15 protein-coding genes and 1 pseudogene are annotated in these 19,012 nt (G+C 37.7%); 12 read left to right on the top strand and 4 right to left on the bottom strand.

Translation table 11 applies throughout. The features are described from left to right. Positions 1 to 5 precede the first annotated feature (5 nt). Entirely contained in the window at positions 6 to 665 is a 660-nt protein-coding gene (locus ABMA78_RS06530) for a site-2 protease family protein (RefSeq protein ID WP_392858205.1), read from the bottom strand. A 138-nt stretch (positions 666 to 803) separates the two neighbouring features. Here ABMA78_RS06530 and ABMA78_RS06525 point away from each other — a divergent pair, with 138 nt between their 5' ends. The 5 genes from ABMA78_RS06525 to ABMA78_RS06505 all read left to right on the top strand — a co-directional run bounded on the left by ABMA78_RS06525 (position 804) and on the right by ABMA78_RS06505 (position 3,677). Then, positions 804 to 1,214: an NUDIX domain-containing protein gene (locus ABMA78_RS06525; protein ID WP_392858203.1), complete on the top strand. Its 411-nt coding sequence runs from the start codon at positions 804 to 806 to the stop codon at positions 1,212 to 1,214. Next, positions 1,202 to 2,158: a hypothetical protein gene (locus ABMA78_RS06520; protein ID WP_392858201.1), complete on the top strand. Its 957-nt coding sequence runs from the start codon at positions 1,202 to 1,204 to the stop codon at positions 2,156 to 2,158. The genes ABMA78_RS06525 and ABMA78_RS06520 overlap by 13 nt, the downstream gene beginning before the upstream one ends. Further along, positions 2,155 to 3,126 carry a hypothetical protein gene (locus ABMA78_RS06515; RefSeq protein WP_392858199.1) on the top strand — a complete coding sequence of 324 codons (972 nt, stop codon included), beginning with the start codon at positions 2,155 to 2,157 and terminating at the stop codon, positions 3,124 to 3,126. Before ABMA78_RS06520 ends, ABMA78_RS06515 begins: the two co-directional genes overlap by 4 nt. 135 nt (positions 3,127 to 3,261) lie before the next feature. After that, positions 3,262 to 3,474: a hypothetical protein gene (locus tag ABMA78_RS06510; protein ID WP_392858197.1), complete on the top strand. Its 213-nt coding sequence runs from the start codon at positions 3,262 to 3,264 to the stop codon at positions 3,472 to 3,474. 8 nt (positions 3,475 to 3,482) lie between these two features. Continuing rightward, positions 3,483 to 3,677 carry a hypothetical protein gene (locus ABMA78_RS06505; protein WP_392858194.1) on the top strand — a complete coding sequence of 65 codons (195 nt, stop codon included), beginning with the start codon at positions 3,483 to 3,485 and terminating at the stop codon, positions 3,675 to 3,677. On the opposite strand, the gene ABMA78_RS06500 is transcribed toward ABMA78_RS06505, so the two are convergent. Further along, a complete protein-coding gene (locus ABMA78_RS06500) occupies positions 3,674 to 4,573 on the bottom strand; it encodes a hypothetical protein (protein ID WP_392858193.1) in 900 nt (299 codons plus the stop codon). The genes ABMA78_RS06505 and ABMA78_RS06500 overlap by 4 nt on opposite strands. Positions 4,574 to 4,728: 155 nt before the next feature. Here ABMA78_RS06500 and trmB point away from each other — a divergent pair, with 155 nt between their 5' ends. The 5 genes and pseudogenes from trmB to ABMA78_RS06475 all read left to right on the top strand — a co-directional run bounded on the left by trmB (position 4,729) and on the right by ABMA78_RS06475 (position 12,404). Continuing rightward, complete coding sequence (gene trmB, locus ABMA78_RS06495) at positions 4,729 to 5,481, top strand: tRNA (guanosine(46)-N7)-methyltransferase TrmB (protein WP_392858191.1); 753 nt, start codon at positions 4,729 to 4,731, stop codon at positions 5,479 to 5,481. A 21-nt stretch (positions 5,482 to 5,502) separates the two neighbouring features. Then, complete coding sequence (gene dnaG, locus ABMA78_RS06490) at positions 5,503 to 7,395, top strand: DNA primase (protein ID WP_392858188.1); 1,893 nt, start codon at positions 5,503 to 5,505, stop codon at positions 7,393 to 7,395. A gap of 19 nt (positions 7,396 to 7,414) precedes the next feature. Further along, a pseudogene (locus tag ABMA78_RS06485) lies at positions 7,415 to 7,756 on the top strand (RNA polymerase sigma factor region1.1 domain-containing protein); the annotation flags it as partial. Next, positions 7,730 to 9,166 (top strand): RNA polymerase sigma factor RpoD, encoded by a 1,437-nt coding sequence (gene rpoD / locus ABMA78_RS06480; protein WP_232215063.1) that lies wholly within the window; start codon positions 7,730 to 7,732, stop codon positions 9,164 to 9,166. The pseudogene ABMA78_RS06485 and the gene rpoD, both read left to right, overlap by 27 nt. Positions 9,167 to 9,269: 103 nt before the next feature. Continuing rightward, positions 9,270 to 12,404, top strand: coding sequence for a DEAD/DEAH box helicase (locus ABMA78_RS06475; RefSeq protein WP_392858186.1), 3,135 nt, complete (start codon positions 9,270 to 9,272; stop codon positions 12,402 to 12,404). Here the strand turns inward: ABMA78_RS06475 and ABMA78_RS06470 are convergent. Both ABMA78_RS06470 and ABMA78_RS06465 read right to left on the bottom strand, forming a co-directional pair. After that, positions 12,401 to 13,141 carry an inositol monophosphatase family protein gene (locus ABMA78_RS06470; RefSeq protein ID WP_392858184.1) on the bottom strand — a complete coding sequence of 247 codons (741 nt, stop codon included), beginning with the start codon at positions 13,139 to 13,141 and terminating at the stop codon, positions 12,401 to 12,403. The genes ABMA78_RS06475 and ABMA78_RS06470 overlap by 4 nt on opposite strands. Before the next feature lie 21 nt (positions 13,142 to 13,162). Further along, the gene (locus tag ABMA78_RS06465; RefSeq protein ID WP_392858182.1) at positions 13,163 to 14,047 is read right to left on the bottom strand and encodes a hypothetical protein; all 885 of its coding nucleotides are present in this window, start codon (positions 14,045 to 14,047) and stop codon (positions 13,163 to 13,165) included. A 341-nt stretch (positions 14,048 to 14,388) separates the two neighbouring features. On the opposite strand from ABMA78_RS06465, the gene ABMA78_RS06460 reads away from it, so the two are divergent. Both ABMA78_RS06460 and metH read left to right on the top strand, forming a co-directional pair. After that, the gene (locus ABMA78_RS06460) at positions 14,389 to 15,333 is read left to right on the top strand and encodes a methylenetetrahydrofolate reductase (RefSeq protein ID WP_392858179.1); all 945 of its coding nucleotides are present in this window, start codon (positions 14,389 to 14,391) and stop codon (positions 15,331 to 15,333) included. After that, positions 15,333 to 19,007 (top strand): methionine synthase, encoded by a 3,675-nt coding sequence (metH, locus tag ABMA78_RS06455; protein WP_392858176.1) that lies wholly within the window; start codon positions 15,333 to 15,335, stop codon positions 19,005 to 19,007. The genes ABMA78_RS06460 and metH overlap by 1 nt, the downstream gene beginning before the upstream one ends. Positions 19,008 to 19,012 lie beyond the last annotated feature (5 nt).

Here is a 19,012-nt window from a genome sequence, read left to right as displayed (position 1 = left end):
ACAAATTAAGAGAGAATACCTGCAAAAGTATTCATTAATACCATTCCTAAGCTCATAACCGGTCTGATCATGTAACCGAAGATTGGTGTAAACCAAAGAATTAGAATAAAAATAAAACTAAATCTTTGAAGCTCTTCATATTTTCGTGCTGAGTTGTAATCTAAATAAGCTGCAACCATTTTCGATCCATCAAGTGGAGGAAACGGAATTAAGTTAAAGACCGCCAGTAGGATATTAATAAATACCGAGTACTGAAGCATATCCATAAATTGCGTCTTTAATGAGAACGTCGATGGAACATAGGCATAGACCATTCCAAAGAATAGCGCTGATAAAACCATAAGAATCAGGTTTGCACCTGGGCCTGCAAAGCTTACCCAAAAAATACCTGACTTCATATTCTTAAAGCGACGAACATCAACAGGGACAGGCTTGGCCCAACCAAAAGGAACACCACCAAGCATGATACCGACCATAGGAAAGATAACTGTTCCCACAAGATCAACGTGTGGAATTGGGTTAAGGGTTAGTCGACCTATTCTCTCGGCCGTATCATCACCATATCTTCTGGCCATCCAAGCGTGACCAAACTCGTGAAATGAGATAGCTAAAAGAAAGCCCGGTAGGGCCAAAGTTAATGTATTGATAATTCGCATTAAATCCATCGCAATAATCTACCAAAAACCACGGGAATCGACAAAAATTTGCGATGCAAAATGAACGGAATGTAAGACAAATTAAAGAAATTAACCTCCAAATTTGCCCAAGGCATTGAAATTAAATTTTTTTGCTATAATAAACCTATGAATACGCGTCATAAAAAGGTTCAAGTTGTCACCATGCACAACGATTTAAGAGCAATCCTTCTATTAGAAATGAAGGCGGATCGTGGTTTTGGCTGGCAGAATGTAACAGGATCTGTTGACCCTGGAGAAGATATTTTTGATGCGGCCAAGCGCGAACTACTTGAAGAAACTTCAATTAATGAAGCTGAGATTGTCGAAATTGATCAAAAATTTGAGTTTCATGACCGTTGGAATAAGGATGTGACAGAGTATTGTTTTCTTGCAAGAACGAATCAAAAAGAGATCACAATCTCCCCTCAAGAGCACCAAGGATTTAAGTGGGTGCCACTTGATCAAGTAACAAAGAAAGACTTTAAATACGAAAGTAACTTCATCGCATTTCAAAAGGCTCTTGAATGTCTAGACTAATTACTCTTACTATCATTGGCCTTTTATCTCAGAAGCTTTGTTTTGCTCAAGCCTCTTCAGATAAGCTATTTGAGGATCTTAGAAGAATCAGCAAGAAAGAAGAAAAAGTTAAAACAAAGGCAAAGCCACGTTTTAAGTATATAAAAAATAACCTCAGGGCCAAGACTTTTCGAAGTGTAATTCTAGCAAACTCTTTAATCGAATCACTTGATGGCAAGAGCTATTACCGTATTCAGAAGAATACAATTATTCGTACAAAAGAAGTCTCTCCTGGCTCACGCTACTTCTTCATCTTACCTAGTGACGGTAGTGAAGATAATGTGAAGTACGTTACATTAAGTACAAACCTTGATCACCTTGAAACGATTTTAACTTTTAATAATGAGAAGTTCACACCTTTTGACCAAACAAAGTTTAAGGCCATCGAATACGATAAAAAACAAATCCATACTTACACACAGCTTAGAGCAGGACTAGGCAGCTCTACTCCAAACTTTTTTTTAGATAATATATCTTTATCAAGTACAACTATTGCTGCAGAAGCAGGAGTCGAGACTTTCGAAAATATTCCAGTATTTCTTAGCGCTGAATATCTTGCTCAAAATAGTGGCCAAGAAGTTCAATTCACATCTTTTTCTGTTGGCCTAAGAACAGAGTATCGCTATTACATTAATGAAAAATCATTTCTTGCGGCCGGCCTAAGTGCGCAAAGATCACTTTATACATCAGCTACGATAAATGATTTAAAAGTTGGCTATACAATTGATTCCTTTGGCCTCAATGTTAATTACAACTACGCCAAGTACTTCATTGGCCTAGATCTTAAAAAGCAAAATTATGCATTTGATTCAAATGTAAATTTCCCAGCAGCAAATCTTACCAATGACAATTCAGCAACTGCCATTAGTATCAATATTGGGAAAGAATTTGAGGTTTCAATATGATCAGAAAGCTATTATTTATAATGCTTTTAACAACATCGGTTTTTGCCACCGATGGAATTATTCGTGTTCATGAGGCCCCAGTCATAAGTAAGCCAAATGAAGATGGCATCATACTTATGAAGCTAAGAAAAGGGACAAAGCTCTACTTACATCCAAACTATTTAAATGAAGAAGCCTACTACGTCACACTGACAAGAGATGGGCGAAAGGCCTATATTCGAAAAGATTTCATTAAGCTTATTTTAAATAATGAGTCAGAAGATTTAGGTCATACGATCTATGTAAAAAATGATCCGACTGATTATGTTATCGCAGAGCCGCTCCCTGATGAATATCCCCTAAAAGGACGCCCACTTAATCGTGCTCAATTTGATCTTATCTTCAAAAAGGGAGTTTCTTCTCGCTACGCTTATAACTCAGAAATTCAACAAGAAAGTACTGGGTTTGAAGGAAGCCTTAACATTAAGTACTTAAGTCCAGCTACTTTTGATGATGGAAACCGTCTCTACTACGGCTTCTTTGGCGGTATCACAACGGGACAAGCGGAGTACCGATTAAGTGGAGATATTTTTACAACAGAAAGTAATATTCACTATACTTTTGGGCCTGTCGTTTCTTACACATTTCACAAAAGACAATATTTTGAAATTGAATCAATGCTACAAGTTGGGCTTAATTACCAAAGACGTTTTGTGAACCAAGACGATCAAACCAATAGCTTAGCAGAGGAAAAACTTTTTAGTGGCCTCTTCTTTAATATAAGACTTTCAGTCAACCTATCCCATAAGAAGATTTTTGACTCCCCTTCTTTCTACCTCTATCACGGGCCAGTTATCGACATCCGTCTTCCATCAACACTTGAGTCAGATGGTCAATTTGTAAATTCGCAATTATGGCCAGACAATCAAATTTCAACAAATCTTGAAGGAACGTTTGGTTACAACGTTGGATTCACCTATCGTTACTAGTATCTTGGGCCTATCGGCAAAGATTTCCGTTCATAAATAATGCTCATAATTTTTTAAAAGAAAAAATTAAAGGGACGATAAAGTTAGTGTCATTGTTTTAGCAAGGACTGCAAAACTATTTCAGGAGGAAGGTTTATGACAATTCAACACAAAGGTACAGAAGTTCTTTTTCAAAAACTAGGTAACAACTGGTTTATCTTTGCAGAAATCAACAACGAAGTAATTTATTCAACAATGCCAGAAGGCATGGATCCATATTCAACAAAATTAGAATTATATGAAGTCATTGAAGAACATATGAAAAGAGTTTCTACAATGAAAAAAGGTGTAGCTGAAGCGGCTGCTTAGGAAATCTCATGGGTGTAAAAAAATATACACACTTATATAAAGGTGCTGACTCACGTGAAAACGCAGCACCTACTACCTCTCAAGCTAAAACACAGCAAAAACAAGAGGTCGAGCAACTTCAAAAGCTCATTCAAAAGCGCCTTGAGAACCCTCAAGAAGCTAAAAAAGCAGCACGAATTATCGAGCAAATGCTAAAGGGCTAATTGCGATTAAAGTTGGCAACAGCTTCAATAAGCCCCTTAAGCTCACACTGCTTTAACACCTGGACGACTTCTGTATTCACATTGTAGATCTTACAACTCTCAGCTTCATCCAAAACAAGATTCTGGCCTACAAAACTCTTAGTAAAATTATTATATGACTGACTCTCCATCTTCTTCATTCCCGATATGAGAGCGCGATAAAGTCGTTTATTTGTTTTTCGTACATAGAGATAAACTGGATAACGATAATAGATAAAGTTCTTCGTATCGATTAAGAGGTTTTCTTTTTGATTAATAATTTCAATGAAGGCTTCCGACACTCCTCTAAGCGTATAATCAGCGCGACTGTCAGATAAGGCCCCATAGATATCATCAAAGGTATCAACTGCAATCAATTTGAATTTATACTTTTCTAGAATTTTATAATCACGCCAATTCTTATTAAATGAAACTCGTTTTTTCTTATACTCTTCAGGAGACTTAATTGCTTCAAATTTTAAACGATCCTTATACTCGTAAACAGGTAAGCGAAGCCCCATAAGGCCTGACAAAATAGGTGCTTCAATTTTTTTGAAACCTGAGAGGTCCCAATTCTCAGATGGAGAATAGATGATATCTCCATTCTTATAGGCACCTGAGTTCACACATTCCTTTTCGTTACCGCAATCAAGTGCCGTCACTTTAAAGTCACCAAAATCATTACGTGAAAGAGTTAGTATCTCTTCTAAGAAATAGCGAAAGTATTGATGGCGATAATGGCCTTGGAGAATCTTAACTTCGTGCTCTTTATAGATGGGAGCTGGGGCAACTGAAGCTGGCCCTCTTCTCATTGCATCGAAAGCATGAGCCGCTTGTGAGAAGAGAAATATAAGAAATAGGTGCAAAATAAACTTCATACTACAGTTTCTAAAGCTTTTGAGTAAATTAATACTTAAATATCCCTAATATTTATTTACGAAACTCCTTACAAAAGCCTGTATAAAGGTTTTAAAGCCTTGCCTGAGCGCCTTCAATTTGATAACTAGGTGCAATAATCATTTAGGAGTATAAGTTGCCAGTAAAATCAGACGCTCAAGAAGCGACAAACGATCCATTTGCGTACGACCAAGACCAAGACAAGTCATTTGCTAAGGACTTCCAGTACAAGCACCGCAACCCTTACCACGATAAGTTAGAAGAATTTAATGAATTTGTTCTAAGAGACGAAGAAGCTGAAGTTCACTCTGGTAAGTGGAATAAAGAGGTGTTCTCGCAAGATGGTGAACTGTGCCTTGAGATCGGAACTGGTTATGGCCACTTTATGCTACAATATTGTGATGCTTATAGAGATCAGAATTTTGTTGGTCTGGATTATCGCTTTAAGAGAAGTTACGCATTAGCAAAGAAGCTAAAGTCACTTCCTTACCGCAATTTTAAATACTTAAGAGCTAAGGGTGAAAGAATTGAGCACCTATTTGCTGAAAATGAGTTAGATAAAGTTTTCTACTTCTTCCCTGATCCATGGCCTAAGGCCCGTCATCACAAGAAGAGACTTTTTCAACTTCCTTTCCTAGAAAGGGCATATAAAGTAATCAAGCCAGGTGGATACTTCTTTGTTAAGACGGATCATGATGGTTATGCAGAGTGGATGAAAGAAGTTATCGAGAAACAAGATCTCTTTGAGCTTGAGCTTGAGACGAAAGATCTATGGAACGATGCTCCGGATCACCTACTTTGCCAATTTAAAACAAAGTTTGAGAAAATATTTATCGAGCAAGGTGTAAATATTAAAGCTTTTGTTCTAAAATCCAAGAAAGCAAAATAAAAAGCTAGGTTAGTCACACACATGTCATTACAAAGACTGCGCGAAAAGATCGTCAATGAGATCCCGATTTCTGATTTAATCGAGCGCTATGGTGTGCACTTAGTTCGCAAAGGTAATAACCTTTACGGAGTTTGCCCTTTCCACGATGACACAAATCCTTCCATGTCTGTTGTTAACGACAAGAAAATCTATAAATGCTTTTCTTGTGGTGCTGGCCACAGTCACTTTGACTTCGTTATGAATCTCCAAAGTATGGAGTTCATCGAGGCCATGAAGGATATCTGTGATAAATTTGGCATCGATTTCGACTCCTACACAAATACAAAAGAAAAGTCGAAAGAGTTCATTTATGCTGAAAAAATTCTGAAGGTCGCTACAACTATTTACTTCCAATCGGGACGTAATCTAAAGCCAGAGCAATACTTAGACTTTTTAAAGAATCGTCATTTGAGCAATGAGATCGCCGACCTCTATCAGCTCGGTTTTGCGCCAAAGAAGAATAGTATCTATGACTATATCTGTTCACTTCCGGCCAAGGATCGCGGGGAGATTCTTCAAGCGGCCCTGAAAATTGGAATCGTTAAGTATAACGCTGATAATAAGTCCCATTATGATACTTTCCGTGAGCGCATAATGTTTCCGATTTGGGACCACTACGGTAAAGTTATTGGCTTCACTAGCCGACGAATTCATGAATATCAACACGCTAAGTACATGAATTCTATAGAGTCGTTCATCTTTAATAAGAGAAACCTACTCTATGGCCTCCATCTTGCAAAATCATTCATTAGAAAGCGCGATAGCGTGATTATAGTTGAAGGAAATATGGACCAAATTGCAAACTACAAGAAGGGTTTTGAAAATAGTGTCGCAATCATGGGGACGGCCCTTGGCGACAACTCTCTTCGTACGCTTAAGTCCATGACAAAGAATATTTATCTTTCCCTCGATAATGATGAAGCTGGCTTTAAGGCTTCTCAGAGGGCAAATCGCCAATTCCTAGAATCTGGAATCATACCTAAGTTTGTCGATCTAAATCCCCATAAAGATCCAGACGACTTCCTGGAAAAGGAAGGCATCATAGCTTATCAAGATAGAATCGATAATGCGGTTCCGTTCATTGATTATGAATTTTCAAAAATACTACCGGATCGCAAGATTGAGATACTCGATGAGAAATTGGCACTGCTAAGACAGGCCTTTGATCTTGTTTCTCCTCTTGGAAAAGATCTTAATGCCATTGAAAGACTCGTTGGGTGGGCAAAGCAGCTAAACCTCGAATCGAGTAAAGAAAGCATCATTGAGAATTATGAAAATTTCTTAAAAGACGAGAAATCTCAGACCTTTAAGCCGGCCGTTGTCGAAGAGACACCTCCGATGGAAATGCATGCTCCAGAGTATGACGAAGACTACATGGCAAGCTTTGTTGAAAGTGATGCAAACGAGATGCCAATAATGGATGAAGTAGAGGCTCCAATCTCACGTACAGAGAAGACTTTACTGCTTGCTATCGTTGAACATCCAGATTGTCTTGAGTATGATGAAATGACCGATCTGCTTGATTTTATGCACTCAGATAGGGTAAAAGAGTATGTTTTAAATCTGAAAAATTTAATCTTTGAAATAGATGAGAGGGAATTTAAAAATTTTGCGCTTTCGAGTTCTTCCAAGTACGGCCTACATGAAATTATAGATGATGGCATAAGAAATAAATACAAAGGAATCAAACTAGAAAAAGAGAGAGCGGTTAAAATTATTAAGGACCTCAAAGCAAAACTTGAAAGAGTTAGTCTAGAAGAAGAAAGTGATCGCTTAGTTATAGAGAAAGGAAATGTTACCACTCAAACTGAGCTTACTGAGTTGAATACAAAGATTATTGAAATCCGTAAAAAGCTTCATGCTTTAAAAAAGTAAAAGACTGGAGAAACCAAACATGTCAAGTGCTGCACAATTTTTAAAATCGAAGGGTTTCGAAAAACTTATCGCACGCGGTAAGGATCAAGACTCCCTGACTCCAGAAGAAATTAACGATGCTATCCCAGCAAGCTTAATTGCTCCTGAAGAACTTGACCTCATTATGCTAGCTATCAGTGAATCAGAAATTGAAGTTACTGAAGCCGAAGTTGAAGAGGAAGATGAAGGAATCAAACTTGACGGTACTGAAATTATTGAAGAAACGCTTTCGAAAGAAGAGAGAGCTGAACTTAGAAGTGCCTCAACTGATCCTGTAAAATTATATCTAAAGAGAATGGGATCTGTTGCCCTTCTTACAAGAGAAGGCGAAGTTGTTATCGCAAAAGAAATTGAAGAAGGTGAAAGAGAAATTATTCTTTCATCACTAAAGTCTTCTCACGCGATTGCAGAAATTATCACGCTAAAAGATAGAATCAATGAACTAGAAAACCCAACAGAGTTCGTAAGAGAGCTTGTCCGTGGTTTAGATGATGAATCGACTCAAAAAGACGTTGATAAAGTTAAGAAGACAATCATTAAGGTTTGTGACGAGCTTAAAGAAATTTATGACTCTGCACTTAACGAAGATGATGGAACTCTTGATAAGTTTTCTAAAACTGAAAAAACAAAAATGGATGCTATTGCAACTGAACTTGCAGACCTTACTTTCAATAGAAAGATCATTAATAGCTTCGTTGAGCCAGTTAAGAAATACTACCTTCAATTCAAAGACCTTTACGAACAACAAGATCGTATCTTTAAGTTCCTAGAAGTTGAAACAATTGAAGCTTACCGTGACCTACATGAGAAGATCATGGAAGATGATGCATTTAAGCGTGCATTCGCAAAAGAGCTTTACACAACTGATGCAAAGGTAGAGCAACTAGTTCGTAACCAAGAAGATATTCTTAGAAAACTAAGAAGACTATCTCAAGAAGCTGGAATGAGCTTTGATGATATCGAAACAGTTTACAAGATTATCACGAATGGTGAAGAAAGAGCTGACCGTGCGAAGGCCCAACTAGTTGAAGCTAACTTAAGACTTGTTGTTTCAATTGCTAAGAAATACACAAACCGTGGTCTACAATTCCTAGATCTTATTCAGGAAGGTAACATCGGTCTTATGAAAGCAGTTGATAAATTTGAGTACCGTCGTGGTTACAAATTCTCAACTTATGCAACTTGGTGGATTCGTCAGGCCATTACTCGTGCCATTGCTGACCAAGCAAGAACAATCCGTATCCCAGTTCACATGATTGAGACAATCAACAAAATGGTAAGAACTCAAAGACAACTTATCCAAGAACTTGGGCGTGAACCTACTCCAGAAGAAATTGCTGAGAAAATGGAAATGCCAGTAGATAAAGTTAAGAAAGTTCAAAAGATCTCGAAAGAGCCAATCTCTCTAGAAACACCAATTGGTGAAGAAGAAGATTCATCTCTTGGAGACTTCATTGAAGATAAGAAAATTATTTCACCAGCAGATGCTGTAATGAGTATTACATTATCTGAGCAAACTCGTTCAGTACTTTCAACTCTTACACCAAGAGAAGAAAAGGTTCTAAGAATGAGATTTGGTATCGGTGAAAAATCTGACCACACTCTAGAAGAGGTTGGACAGGACTTCTTCGTAACTCGTGAACGTATTAGACAGATTGAAGCCAAAGCGCTTCGCAAGCTAAGACATCCTTCACGTGCGAAACTTCTTAAATCGTATATCGAAAATAACTAAGTAAATTAGGCCCCTATTCAGGGGCCTTTCTCTTAACAGAACTAAGACTATTACATTCTTTATTTTTGCGTTATAATAAGGCTTTTAGACATAAAAGTAATATATGACACAAGAACCTGGACTCGATCTAGCAAAAAAATATTTTTCAACTCTGGCAATTTCTAAGGCCAGAAAAGTTCTCAGCCTTGGGAAGGTCTCACTTTCATTTAAGAAAGGAAGTCTTGATGGTTACCTCATCACAACAGGAATCATTAAAGAAGATCGCCCTTATGAGTCTAAGGTCGTCTATAAGAAGAGGCTTGAAGGAACTAATGAATCACCACTGTCAACATCATGTGATTGTCTAGAATGGACAAAAGAAAAGCACTGCCACCATACAGCTGCTCTCTTTATGTACTATATTGCAACAAATAACGACCAATCTGATACAAGCACTCACCTCCCTCCTATTGGTGGATACGGTGTTTACCCACTTGAGTACGGGACAATTATCAGTGGTCCACACGAGTTAGAAAATGCGCCACATGGACCGACTTACTCAACACTAAATTACTCATTAACGAATAAGAAAACGATTGAGTTTCCAATTCCTGAAAATCTCTCAGGAAAGTTAGTCTTTAATATCGCTCCAAATAAAGAACAAAGAGTTGATTTTCAAGATGACTTGAAATCTAGTATTCGCTTTGCCCTACTAGATGAGGAAGGTAAAACTCATCGTGATATCAGTATCTTTGAAAGTTTATATCTTTTTAATTGGGATACTGGTGAACTCTTTTCACTTCCAAGTGAACTAAAAGAGTTCTTCTCGACTCTAAGATCGAATTTATCAACATATAAAATCGATGATGCCTTAAATCTTGCCTACTCTGAAAGGCTAGAGAAGTACATCGCATTTGAAGTTGAGGGTAAGCAATTTGATATCACAAATATTGAGTCACCAGATTTAAGAATTTATATCAATAACTCTCAAAGAAAGGGTTATAACAATTTTTCAGTCGAGTTCTTCAATAAAGAAGAAAAGAGAACAAGGCCTCCACAGTTTATGGCCTCTCTTACATTTGAAGGTGGCTATCTCGATTTATTTCGCAAAAAGGTTGAAGCCTACCACTTCCTAAGAGAAGTTCAGCACTACTTTGAAACTGGTGTTGACGGCTATAAGAAGTCCCTTTCTGGAAAGTCGAAAAAGTCTTCATGGATTCGTCTAATTTCTGAAGTTGTTAGCAAAGACTATACACTTAGCTTTGATCACGAAAATCACAAGCTTTACAAATACGACAATAAGCTTCAACGTCTTCTATTTAAAGTCATGGTAACGGAATTTGGAGACCACTTCTTCCGCTACTCTTACCTATATCGAGATACAAACGAAGTTATTTTCCAAGTTTCAATGTCCCAAATCACTCAAGGCCTATCGAAACTATTTACAGTAACGAAGCCTTACGGTGTTGAGATTTTCTATAATAATAATGAAATTAAAAATTGGAACTCTCGTATTCGCTTTGAAAGAAAGCAAATTGGACGCTCGGGTTGGTTTGATCTTGAACTAGAAATCAATGACGTTGACCAAGAAGTACTTAAGAATGTCGACCTCGACAATAATATTGCTATTACTAAAGATGGTGTCATCTTATTAAATAATGAACAAAAAGATCTTTTGAAATTTGTTCAAAAATACACAAAATTTGAAGCAAAAGAAGAAGTTCAGGACGGAAAATTTAAAAAATTCATCCTACCTTTTTCTCGTGCCAGAATCTTTGAATTATTTGAACTTAAAAAGATTGGACTCGAAGGTGCCCTAACGAATGAAGAAATCGCACTTTGCGAAAGACTTCAAAACCTTGAAGGTATCCCTGACTACCCTATTTCAGAACATCTTGGCTCAACTCTTAGAGCATACCAAAAGACAGGTTATAACTGGCTTAAATTCCTTCATGAAAATAAGCTTGGTGCTTGTCTTGCCGATGACATGGGTCTTGGTAAGACTATCCAAACCATCGCCTTTATTGAAAGTATCTACGATAAAATTGATAAAGTTCTAATTGTTTGTCCAGTTTCCCTACTACTAAACTGGGAAAATGAATTTAAGAAATTCTCGGATATCGATGTTCACATCTTCCACGGAGCTGATAGAGAGCTTCCAGAAGATAGTAAAGCAAAAGTAATTCTAACTTCATATGGGATTCTTAAAAGAGAACTCGAAGCACAATTTGAAGAAACTAATTATGATGTTCTTGTTCTTGATGAGGTTCAGCACCTTAAGAATATGCGTTCTCTAGGGGCTTCTTCCGCAAGAAAGATCAATGCCGACTTTAGAATCTGCTTAACAGGTACACCTGTAGAAAATGATCTTGCTGAGTTCTTTAATATTATTGATCTAAGTATTCCTGGCATCTGGGGAGATTTAAGATTCTTAAGATCAAGCTCTACTCCTAAGTCGAGAGTATACGCAAGAAAAACGGCCGCACCGTTCATTCTTAGACGTACAAAGAACCAAGTTCTTACTGATCTGCCTCCTAAGATTGAAAACAGTGTCCTTCTTAGCTTTGATGAAAATGAAGAAGAATTTTACAAAAATAAATTACAATCAATTAAAGACAATATTCAAAATGCTCCTAAGAATAAGAAGTATGGTGAAATCCTTAAGGGACTTCTCGAACTTCGCCAGAGCTGTCTATGGCAAAACCATAATAATAAAACAACAAAAGACATCAGAAGTCTTTCATCAACGAAAGTTGATTATCTAATTGAAAGTTTAGAGCAAATTGTTGAAGAAGGTCACCAAGTTATCGTCTTCTCTCAATTTACAACATACCTTGATATCATTGGAACGGCCTTTGATGGCCAGTGCTGGAAGTACTCTCGAATTGATGGATCGATGAACGTTAAAAAGCGCCAAGCAGCAGTTGACGAGTTCCAAAGCGGTAAAACAAAACTCTTCCTAATCTCTCTTAAGGCCGGGGGTGTTGGTCTTAACTTAACAGCAGCAAGCTACGTCTTTATTATGGACCCTTGGTGGAACCCAGCGGTTGAATCGCAAGCAATCGATAGAGCTTATCGTATTGGTCAGAAAAATACTCTAAACGTATTTAGACCTATTATTAAAGGCTCTGTTGAAGAGAAGGTTTTAAAACTTCAAGAAATCAAACGTGAACTTTTCAAAGAACTTCTTCCTGAAGATGATGAAGAATTATTCAGTGGAAAACTCACAATGAAGGATTTTGAAGATTTATTTAACTAGGACTTCTTTAAGCGATTAACTTCTTCATGAACCGCTACTTTTAATTCATCTCGACAGAAAATAAAAGGCCCTCTCAGCTTCTTGCTGGAAAGATCCTTAATTTCATCAGAATGAATCCCTCTGGAATGGCAAATAATCACTCCAGCAGCGATGTCCCAAATATTCTTATCACGAAATGAGACAACACATTCAGCTGCACCAGCAGCAAGTAGTCCTAGCTTAAAGGCAATAGATCCAAGTGGAGTAATTCTAAAGTTGTGCTTAAAATCTAATTTATTAGCACCCTTCTCCCACTCCGAGCGCGAGATCATAATATTGACTGCCTCAGCGTGAGCATGGCGACTTCCGAGCGGGTACTTAACATCACTCGTAATTTCAAACCCAGTAAATGGATTATAGATCCAGCCAAAGCTTCGATCATCGTTAATATCTGCTGAAAATAAAATGGCCAGGGAGACTGCACACTCACCATAGCCCTTTGCAAATTCACGAGTTCCATCAATTGGATCTAAGACAATCACAGGAAACTCAAAACTCTCTTGATCTTCTTCCGAGAAGAAATTGAAGTCAAAATTAGACTCATGAAAGACCTTTTTAACTTGGTCAGAAACAAAGATATCAAACTCTGTCACAATACTTTTGTCGGCCTTTCTTTCAATCGACATATCTCCCCACACCATAGTGTCGAGCTTAGTATGAATACTGTTCTTTATTTCTTCTAATTCTTTACGATACATTACTGATCCTAGCGGATATGCCTAACGAATGTGAAAGACAAACTCATGTTTAAAAGTCTTTTCTTGCTCTAAATCAATCAGACCTTCTTTCGTGTAGAAGTCATTATTAGAGTCTAGTGCATCTGTCACACCAAATGCAGGCGCAATCCTAACGAAATTTGCACCAGGATAAGTCCAAATTGAAAGATAAGGAATATTTCCTAAGTCTATATTAACCGACTTCTCGTTTAAAATATTCTTAAGAGCAACGCTCTTTGACTTAATATCCTTAAACACCATCTCCCCACCTCTAAAATTCTCTTGAGTGAAGAAAACACGACAGTCCTGAACAACCTTCTTATTATCGGCATCATGGAAGTTAACAAGATCATTTTCTAAAAAATAGGCTCCACGCTCTTCTTGAGTAGAGAACTCAATAAAGCAATCCTCGTGACCTTCTGGACCTAGTGGAACATTGAAAGTCGGAGCAAAACCTAGAGAGAAGAACATTTCTTTCTTATCTAAATTCTTTATAACAAATGAGACTGTAAGCTTTGGCCCATAAACCATATAGGTTACTTCGATACTATAGCGAAATGGAAAGATAAGCTCTGTGTCTTGGTTATTCGTATGAACAAAAGTGATTCTGTCCTTGCGTTGATTCTTCACTTCAAATTGGAAGTCTTTTAAAAAGCCATCTTTTTGCATGTGATAATACTTACGCCCTAGCCAATACTGGTCATCCTTAAGCTTTCCTACAATTGGAAAGGTAAGCTGTGGCTTCCAAGGATTTAGCGTTGGATGTCCTTGCCACAGATATTCAACATATGATTCAAGATCAAATATTGATAACAGTCCAGCTCCCTGCTTCGTAACAGAAACTCTAATAAACTCACTTTCTAAATGGTAAATCTGATCCTTATTCATCAAATTATCCTCTACTACATAATGATATCAGTTTTTGGCCCAACGTGAAACTCATAAGCAATTGAATATAGGCAATATATTTCATTGTGGAATAGATCACTCATTTCAAATGTGAAAAAAGTCCAAATATATAATCCCCTAGGTTAAAAACTCTACAAGTTTGAAGCATAGCTGATGCTTAAAAACTTACTAATATCCTTCCTTCAAATTTATCTAAATATTCCATTTACCCAATTCATTCGAATTAACCTAAGGCCCCAGAAAAAGGGGCCCTCGCCTTTTCTTATTGCTCATAAATGATTAAAATAAGGTAACAAATTTACACATAGGGAAATACACGAATGAAAGTTATCGAGCATATCGACAAGGCAACAAACCCACTTTTTAGTTTTGAGATTGTACCACCACCAAGAGGCAAAAATATTTCGGCCGTAACAGATATTGTTAAGCAGCTTTTGCCATTCAATCCGGCCTGGATTGATGTAACGGCCCACTCAGCAGGTGCTTATTACAATGAAAAGAATGATGGTTCGGTAGAAAGAAAAATATATAAAAAGCGTCCAGGTACAGTTGGTATTTGTGGAGTCATTCAAAATCGCTTTAAGATTGATACGGTAACTCACCTTCTGACTCAAGGATTTACAAAAGAAGAAACTGAAGATGCTCTTATTGAGTTAAACTACCTTGGAATTCATAATGTGCTTGCACTACGTGGAGATGCTCTTAACTATAATAAGAAGTATGACCTTTCTCGCCAAAGAAACTTCTACGCTAAAGACTTAGTCGAACAAATTGATAACGTAAAAAAAGGAATCTACCTTGACGAGATTTCTAATAGCTTACCGCTAGACTTTTCAGTCGGTGTAGCTGGTTATCCTGAAAAGCACTTTGAAGCACCAAATCTTGCAACTGATATTAAGTACCTCAAAGAGAAAGTTGATGCTGGTGCCGATTATATTGTTACTCAAATGTTCTTTGATAACTCAAAGTATTTTGAGTTCGTTGATAAATGTCGCGAGGCCGGCATTACATGCCCAATTGTTCCAGGAATAAAAGTGATAAAGAGTATGGGACAACTTTCCAATGTTCCAAGACACTTCTATGTCGACTTCCCTGACGAATTTGTTAATGAAGCAACTGAGAATCCAGAACATATTAAGGAAATTGGTATTAAGTGGGCAAGAAAGCAAACTGAAGAGTTATTAAGTGCCAATGTTCCTTCTGTGCACTTCTATGTCATGAATGACAGTGCTAATGTTACTGAAGTTCTAAAAGGTTTATTTTAATGAGCGATATTCGTAAAGAGCTAGAATCGACACTAAAGAGTAGAATCCTTTTCTTAGACGGTGCAATGGGAACAATGGTTCAACAGTATCATCTAACAGAAGAAGACTTTCGAGGAGAACGATTTCAAGAAACAAAAATCGACTTGAAAGGAAATAACGATTTACTGAACCTGACAAAGCCAGAAATTATTAAAGAAATTCATACGAAGTACCTAGCTGCTGGTTCAGATATTATTGAAACAAATACATTCTCGGCGACTCGTATTGCTCAAGATGATTATCACTTAAGTGAAATTGCTTATGAGCTTAATGTAGAGGCGGCCAAAATTGCAAAAGCGGCCTGCCTTGATTTCATGAAAGAAAACCCTGAGCGTAAATGCTTTGTAGCAGGAGCTCTGGGACCAACGAATAAAACGGCTTCAATTTCTCCAGATGTAAATAACCCAGCTTTTAGAGGAATTACATTTGATGAGCTCGTCGATAATTACTATGAGCAAACAAAGGGGCTAATTGATGGTGGAGCGGATCTTCTTTTAGCAGAAACTTCATTTGATACCCTAAATTTAAAAGCGGCCATCTTTGCCATGAGAAAGTATCTTGATGATCATAATCTTGATACTCCGATTATGCTCTCAGTAACGATTACTGATGCTTCTGGAAGAACGCTTTCAGGTCAAACTGTTGAAGCATTCTGGAACTCGGTTGAACATGCTAGACCTTTTAGTGTTGGAATTAATTGTGCTCTTGGTGCCAAAGAGATGCGCCCATATATTGAAGAGTTATCAAGAGTATCAGATTGCTTAATCTCTTGTTACCCAAATGCAGGTTTACCTAATCCACTAAGTGATACAGGTTATGATGAAAAACCAAATGAAACAGCATCGCTGTTAGAAGAATTTGCTGAGTCAGGACTCGTCAATATCGTTGGTGGCTGTTGCGGAACAACGCCAGATCATATCAATGCAATTTATAACCACTTAAAAGAAATCAAACCACGTGAAAAACACGATCTACCTAAGACTCAACGATTATCAGGTCTAGAGCCTCTTAATCTTGAGTTTACTGGTGAGCGTCCATTTATCATGGTTGGAGAGCGTACAAATGTAACAGGCTCTCCAAGATTTGCACGTTTAATTCGTGAAGAGAATTTTGAAGCAGCTTTAGATATCGCCCGTCAACAGGTTGAAAACGGTGCTAATATTATTGATGTCAACTTTGATGAAGGTCTCCTCGACTCTAAAGCTTGTATGGTGAAATTTCTAAACCTAATCGCTTCTGAGCCTGATATCTGTAAAGTCCCAATTATGATTGACTCATCTAAGTGGGATGTCATCGAAGAAGGACTTAAGTGTATACAGGGAAAAGGGATTGTTAACTCAATTTCACTAAAGGAAGGCGAAGAAGTCTTCAAAGAACATGCAAGAAAAATCCTTCAATATGGAGCGGCCGTTGTTGTCATGGCCTTTGACGAGAAAGGACAAGCGGCTTCTAAGGAAGAAAAGGTTTCAATTTGCCAGCGTGCCTTTAAGATCCTCACTGAAGAAGTAGGATTCCCTGCAACAGATATTATCTTTGATCCAAACGTTCTAACAGTTGGTACAGGAATTGAAGAACATAACGACTATGCAATCAACTTCATTGAGGCCGTAAGAGAAATCAAAGAGACTTGCCCAGGCGCTTTAACAAGTGGTGGAATTTCGAATATATCTTTTTCATTTCGCGGAAATAATATTGTTCGCGAAGCAATGCATAGCTCTTTCCTCTACCATGCAATTAAAGCGGGCCTTGACATGGGAATCGTAAATGCCGGAATGCTTGAAGTTTACGAAAATGTTGAGCCTGAGCTTATGAAAAAGATCGAAGACGTGCTCTTTAATCGCTCAGAGAGTGCAACTGATGACTTAATTGAATATGCCGAAAAATTCAAAGGCGTAAAATCAAAGTCCAAAGAAGATGACTTAACTTGGCGCGAAGGAAGCCTTGGTGAGCGAATCACTCACGCACTTGTAAAGGGTATCGGCAAATTCATCGAAGAAGATGTCGAACAAGCAAGACAAGAACTAGGTATTCCTTTAAATGTAATTGAAGGTCCACTGATGGACGGTATGAAAGTTGTCGGAGACCTCTTTGGTGCCGGTAAAATGTTTCTACCTCAAGTTGTAAAAAGTGCCCGCGTAATGAAGCAGGCAGTAGCTTATCTTGAGCCATATATGGAAAAAGGTGCAGACGGGAAAAGTAAGAAGAACACATTTGTTATTGCGACAGTAAAAGGTGACGTTCACGATATTGGAAAGAATATCGTTGGAGTTGTACTGGCATGTAATGGATATAACGTCGTTGACTTAGGTGTCATGGTAAGCTGTGAAGATATTATAAAAGCAGCAAAAGAACATGAGGCTAAATTCATCGGCCTAAGTGGGCTTATCACTCCCTCTCTTGATGAGATGATTCACAACGTAGCTGAGTTTAATCGTCAAGGCCTTGAAGTCCCTGTACTAATTGGTGGAGCAACAACATCTAAAACTCACACTGCAGTTAAGATTGCACCAGAATGTACTAGTCCAGTTGTTCACGTTGGCGATGCCTCGCAAACGGTAGGAATCTGTAATAGTCTTTTAAGTGAAAAGCTAAAGGACGACTTCTTAAAAGATTTAAAAGATTCACAAAGAAGAACAAAAGAATATTTTGAAAATAAAAAAGACAGTGGCCAAGCTACTATTTCAATCGAAGCGGCCCGTGACCACTTAAGAGTTGACCCAACGAAAACTTTCGTCGACTTCACTCCTCCATTTATTGGAGCTAAGAAGTTTGATGATATCAGCGTTTCTGAAATTGCAAAGTATATCGACTGGTCTCCTTTCTTTTGGACTTGGGAACTAAAAGGGCTCTACCCTCATATCTTATCTCATAAAGATTATGGAGAAGAGGCCAAGAAGCTATACGATGAAGCACAAAATATTCTTGATGATATTATTGAAAATAATCGTTTCTCGCCAAAAGCGGTCTTAGGCTTTTGGCCAGCTTATGCAAAAGATGAAACAGTGACTCTTCTCGATGAAAATAAGAATGAATTTGGTACTTTTAATTTTCTAAGACAACAAAAAGAAAAGACACAAAAAGATCGTCCTTATCTCTCGCTTGCTGACTACATCCTACCTCAGGGAGAAAAACAGGACTTTATCGGTTCATTTGTTGTCACAATGGGTGATCAAGTAGAGAAATATGCTAAGAGTTTTGAAGACAAGGGCGATGACTATACATCAATTATGGTTAAGGCCGTTGGTGATCGTCTCGCAGAAGCCTACGCAGAGTTAATTCATGAAAGAGCACGTCAGTTGTGTGGAATTGAAGAAGAACGTAAGTTCTCACTTGATGAGCTCATTAAAGAAAAATACACAGGGATTCGTCCTGCTGCAGGCTACCCAGCATGCCCAGATCACACGGAAAAAGCAAAGCTATGGGATTATATGAATGTTAGAGAAAATACAGGAGCATATTTAACAGAAAATTTTGCGATGTATCCAGCAAGTTCAGTTTCTGGCTACATATTCTTTAACCCTTGTGCTAAGTACTTTAATATTTTAAATATTGCCCAAGACCAAATTGAGCTTTACTCAAAGGCCAAAGGTCAGGACATCGAAACAACAAAGAAATGGCTAAGGCCAATACTATAGGATTA

The sequence above is a fragment of the Halobacteriovorax sp. RZ-2 genome (genome assembly GCF_043196685.1).
Classification (GTDB): domain Bacteria; phylum Bdellovibrionota; class Bacteriovoracia; order Bacteriovoracales; family Bacteriovoracaceae; genus Halobacteriovorax_A.
The sequence above is the reverse complement of the archived record's forward strand: the minus strand, read 5'-3'. Positions and strand labels throughout refer to the sequence as shown.

Coding starts and splice junctions, on each gene's coding strand:
- ABMA78_RS06530 (WP_392858205.1), bottom strand. CDS start 665: ATGGATTTAATGCGAATTATCAATACATTAACTTTGGCCCTACCGGGC.
- ABMA78_RS06525 (WP_392858203.1), top strand. CDS start 804: ATGAATACGCGTCATAAAAAGGTTCAAGTTGTCACCATGCACAACGAT.
- ABMA78_RS06520 (WP_392858201.1), top strand. CDS start 1,202: ATGTCTAGACTAATTACTCTTACTATCATTGGCCTTTTATCTCAGAAG.
- ABMA78_RS06515 (WP_392858199.1), top strand. CDS start 2,155: ATGATCAGAAAGCTATTATTTATAATGCTTTTAACAACATCGGTTTTT.
- ABMA78_RS06510 (WP_392858197.1), top strand. CDS start 3,262: ATGACAATTCAACACAAAGGTACAGAAGTTCTTTTTCAAAAACTAGGT.
- ABMA78_RS06505 (WP_392858194.1), top strand. CDS start 3,483: ATGGGTGTAAAAAAATATACACACTTATATAAAGGTGCTGACTCACGT.
- ABMA78_RS06500 (WP_392858193.1), bottom strand. CDS start 4,573: ATGAAGTTTATTTTGCACCTATTTCTTATATTTCTCTTCTCACAAGCG.
- dnaG (WP_392858188.1), top strand. CDS start 5,503: ATGTCATTACAAAGACTGCGCGAAAAGATCGTCAATGAGATCCCGATT.
- rpoD (WP_232215063.1), top strand. CDS start 7,730: ATGGGATCTGTTGCCCTTCTTACAAGAGAAGGCGAAGTTGTTATCGCA.
- ABMA78_RS06475 (WP_392858186.1), top strand. CDS start 9,270: ATGACACAAGAACCTGGACTCGATCTAGCAAAAAAATATTTTTCAACT.
- ABMA78_RS06470 (WP_392858184.1), bottom strand. CDS start 13,141: ATGTATCGTAAAGAATTAGAAGAAATAAAGAACAGTATTCATACTAAG.
- ABMA78_RS06465 (WP_392858182.1), bottom strand. CDS start 14,047: ATGAATAAGGATCAGATTTACCATTTAGAAAGTGAGTTTATTAGAGTT.
- ABMA78_RS06460 (WP_392858179.1), top strand. CDS start 14,389: ATGAAAGTTATCGAGCATATCGACAAGGCAACAAACCCACTTTTTAGT.
- metH (WP_392858176.1), top strand. CDS start 15,333: ATGAGCGATATTCGTAAAGAGCTAGAATCGACACTAAAGAGTAGAATC.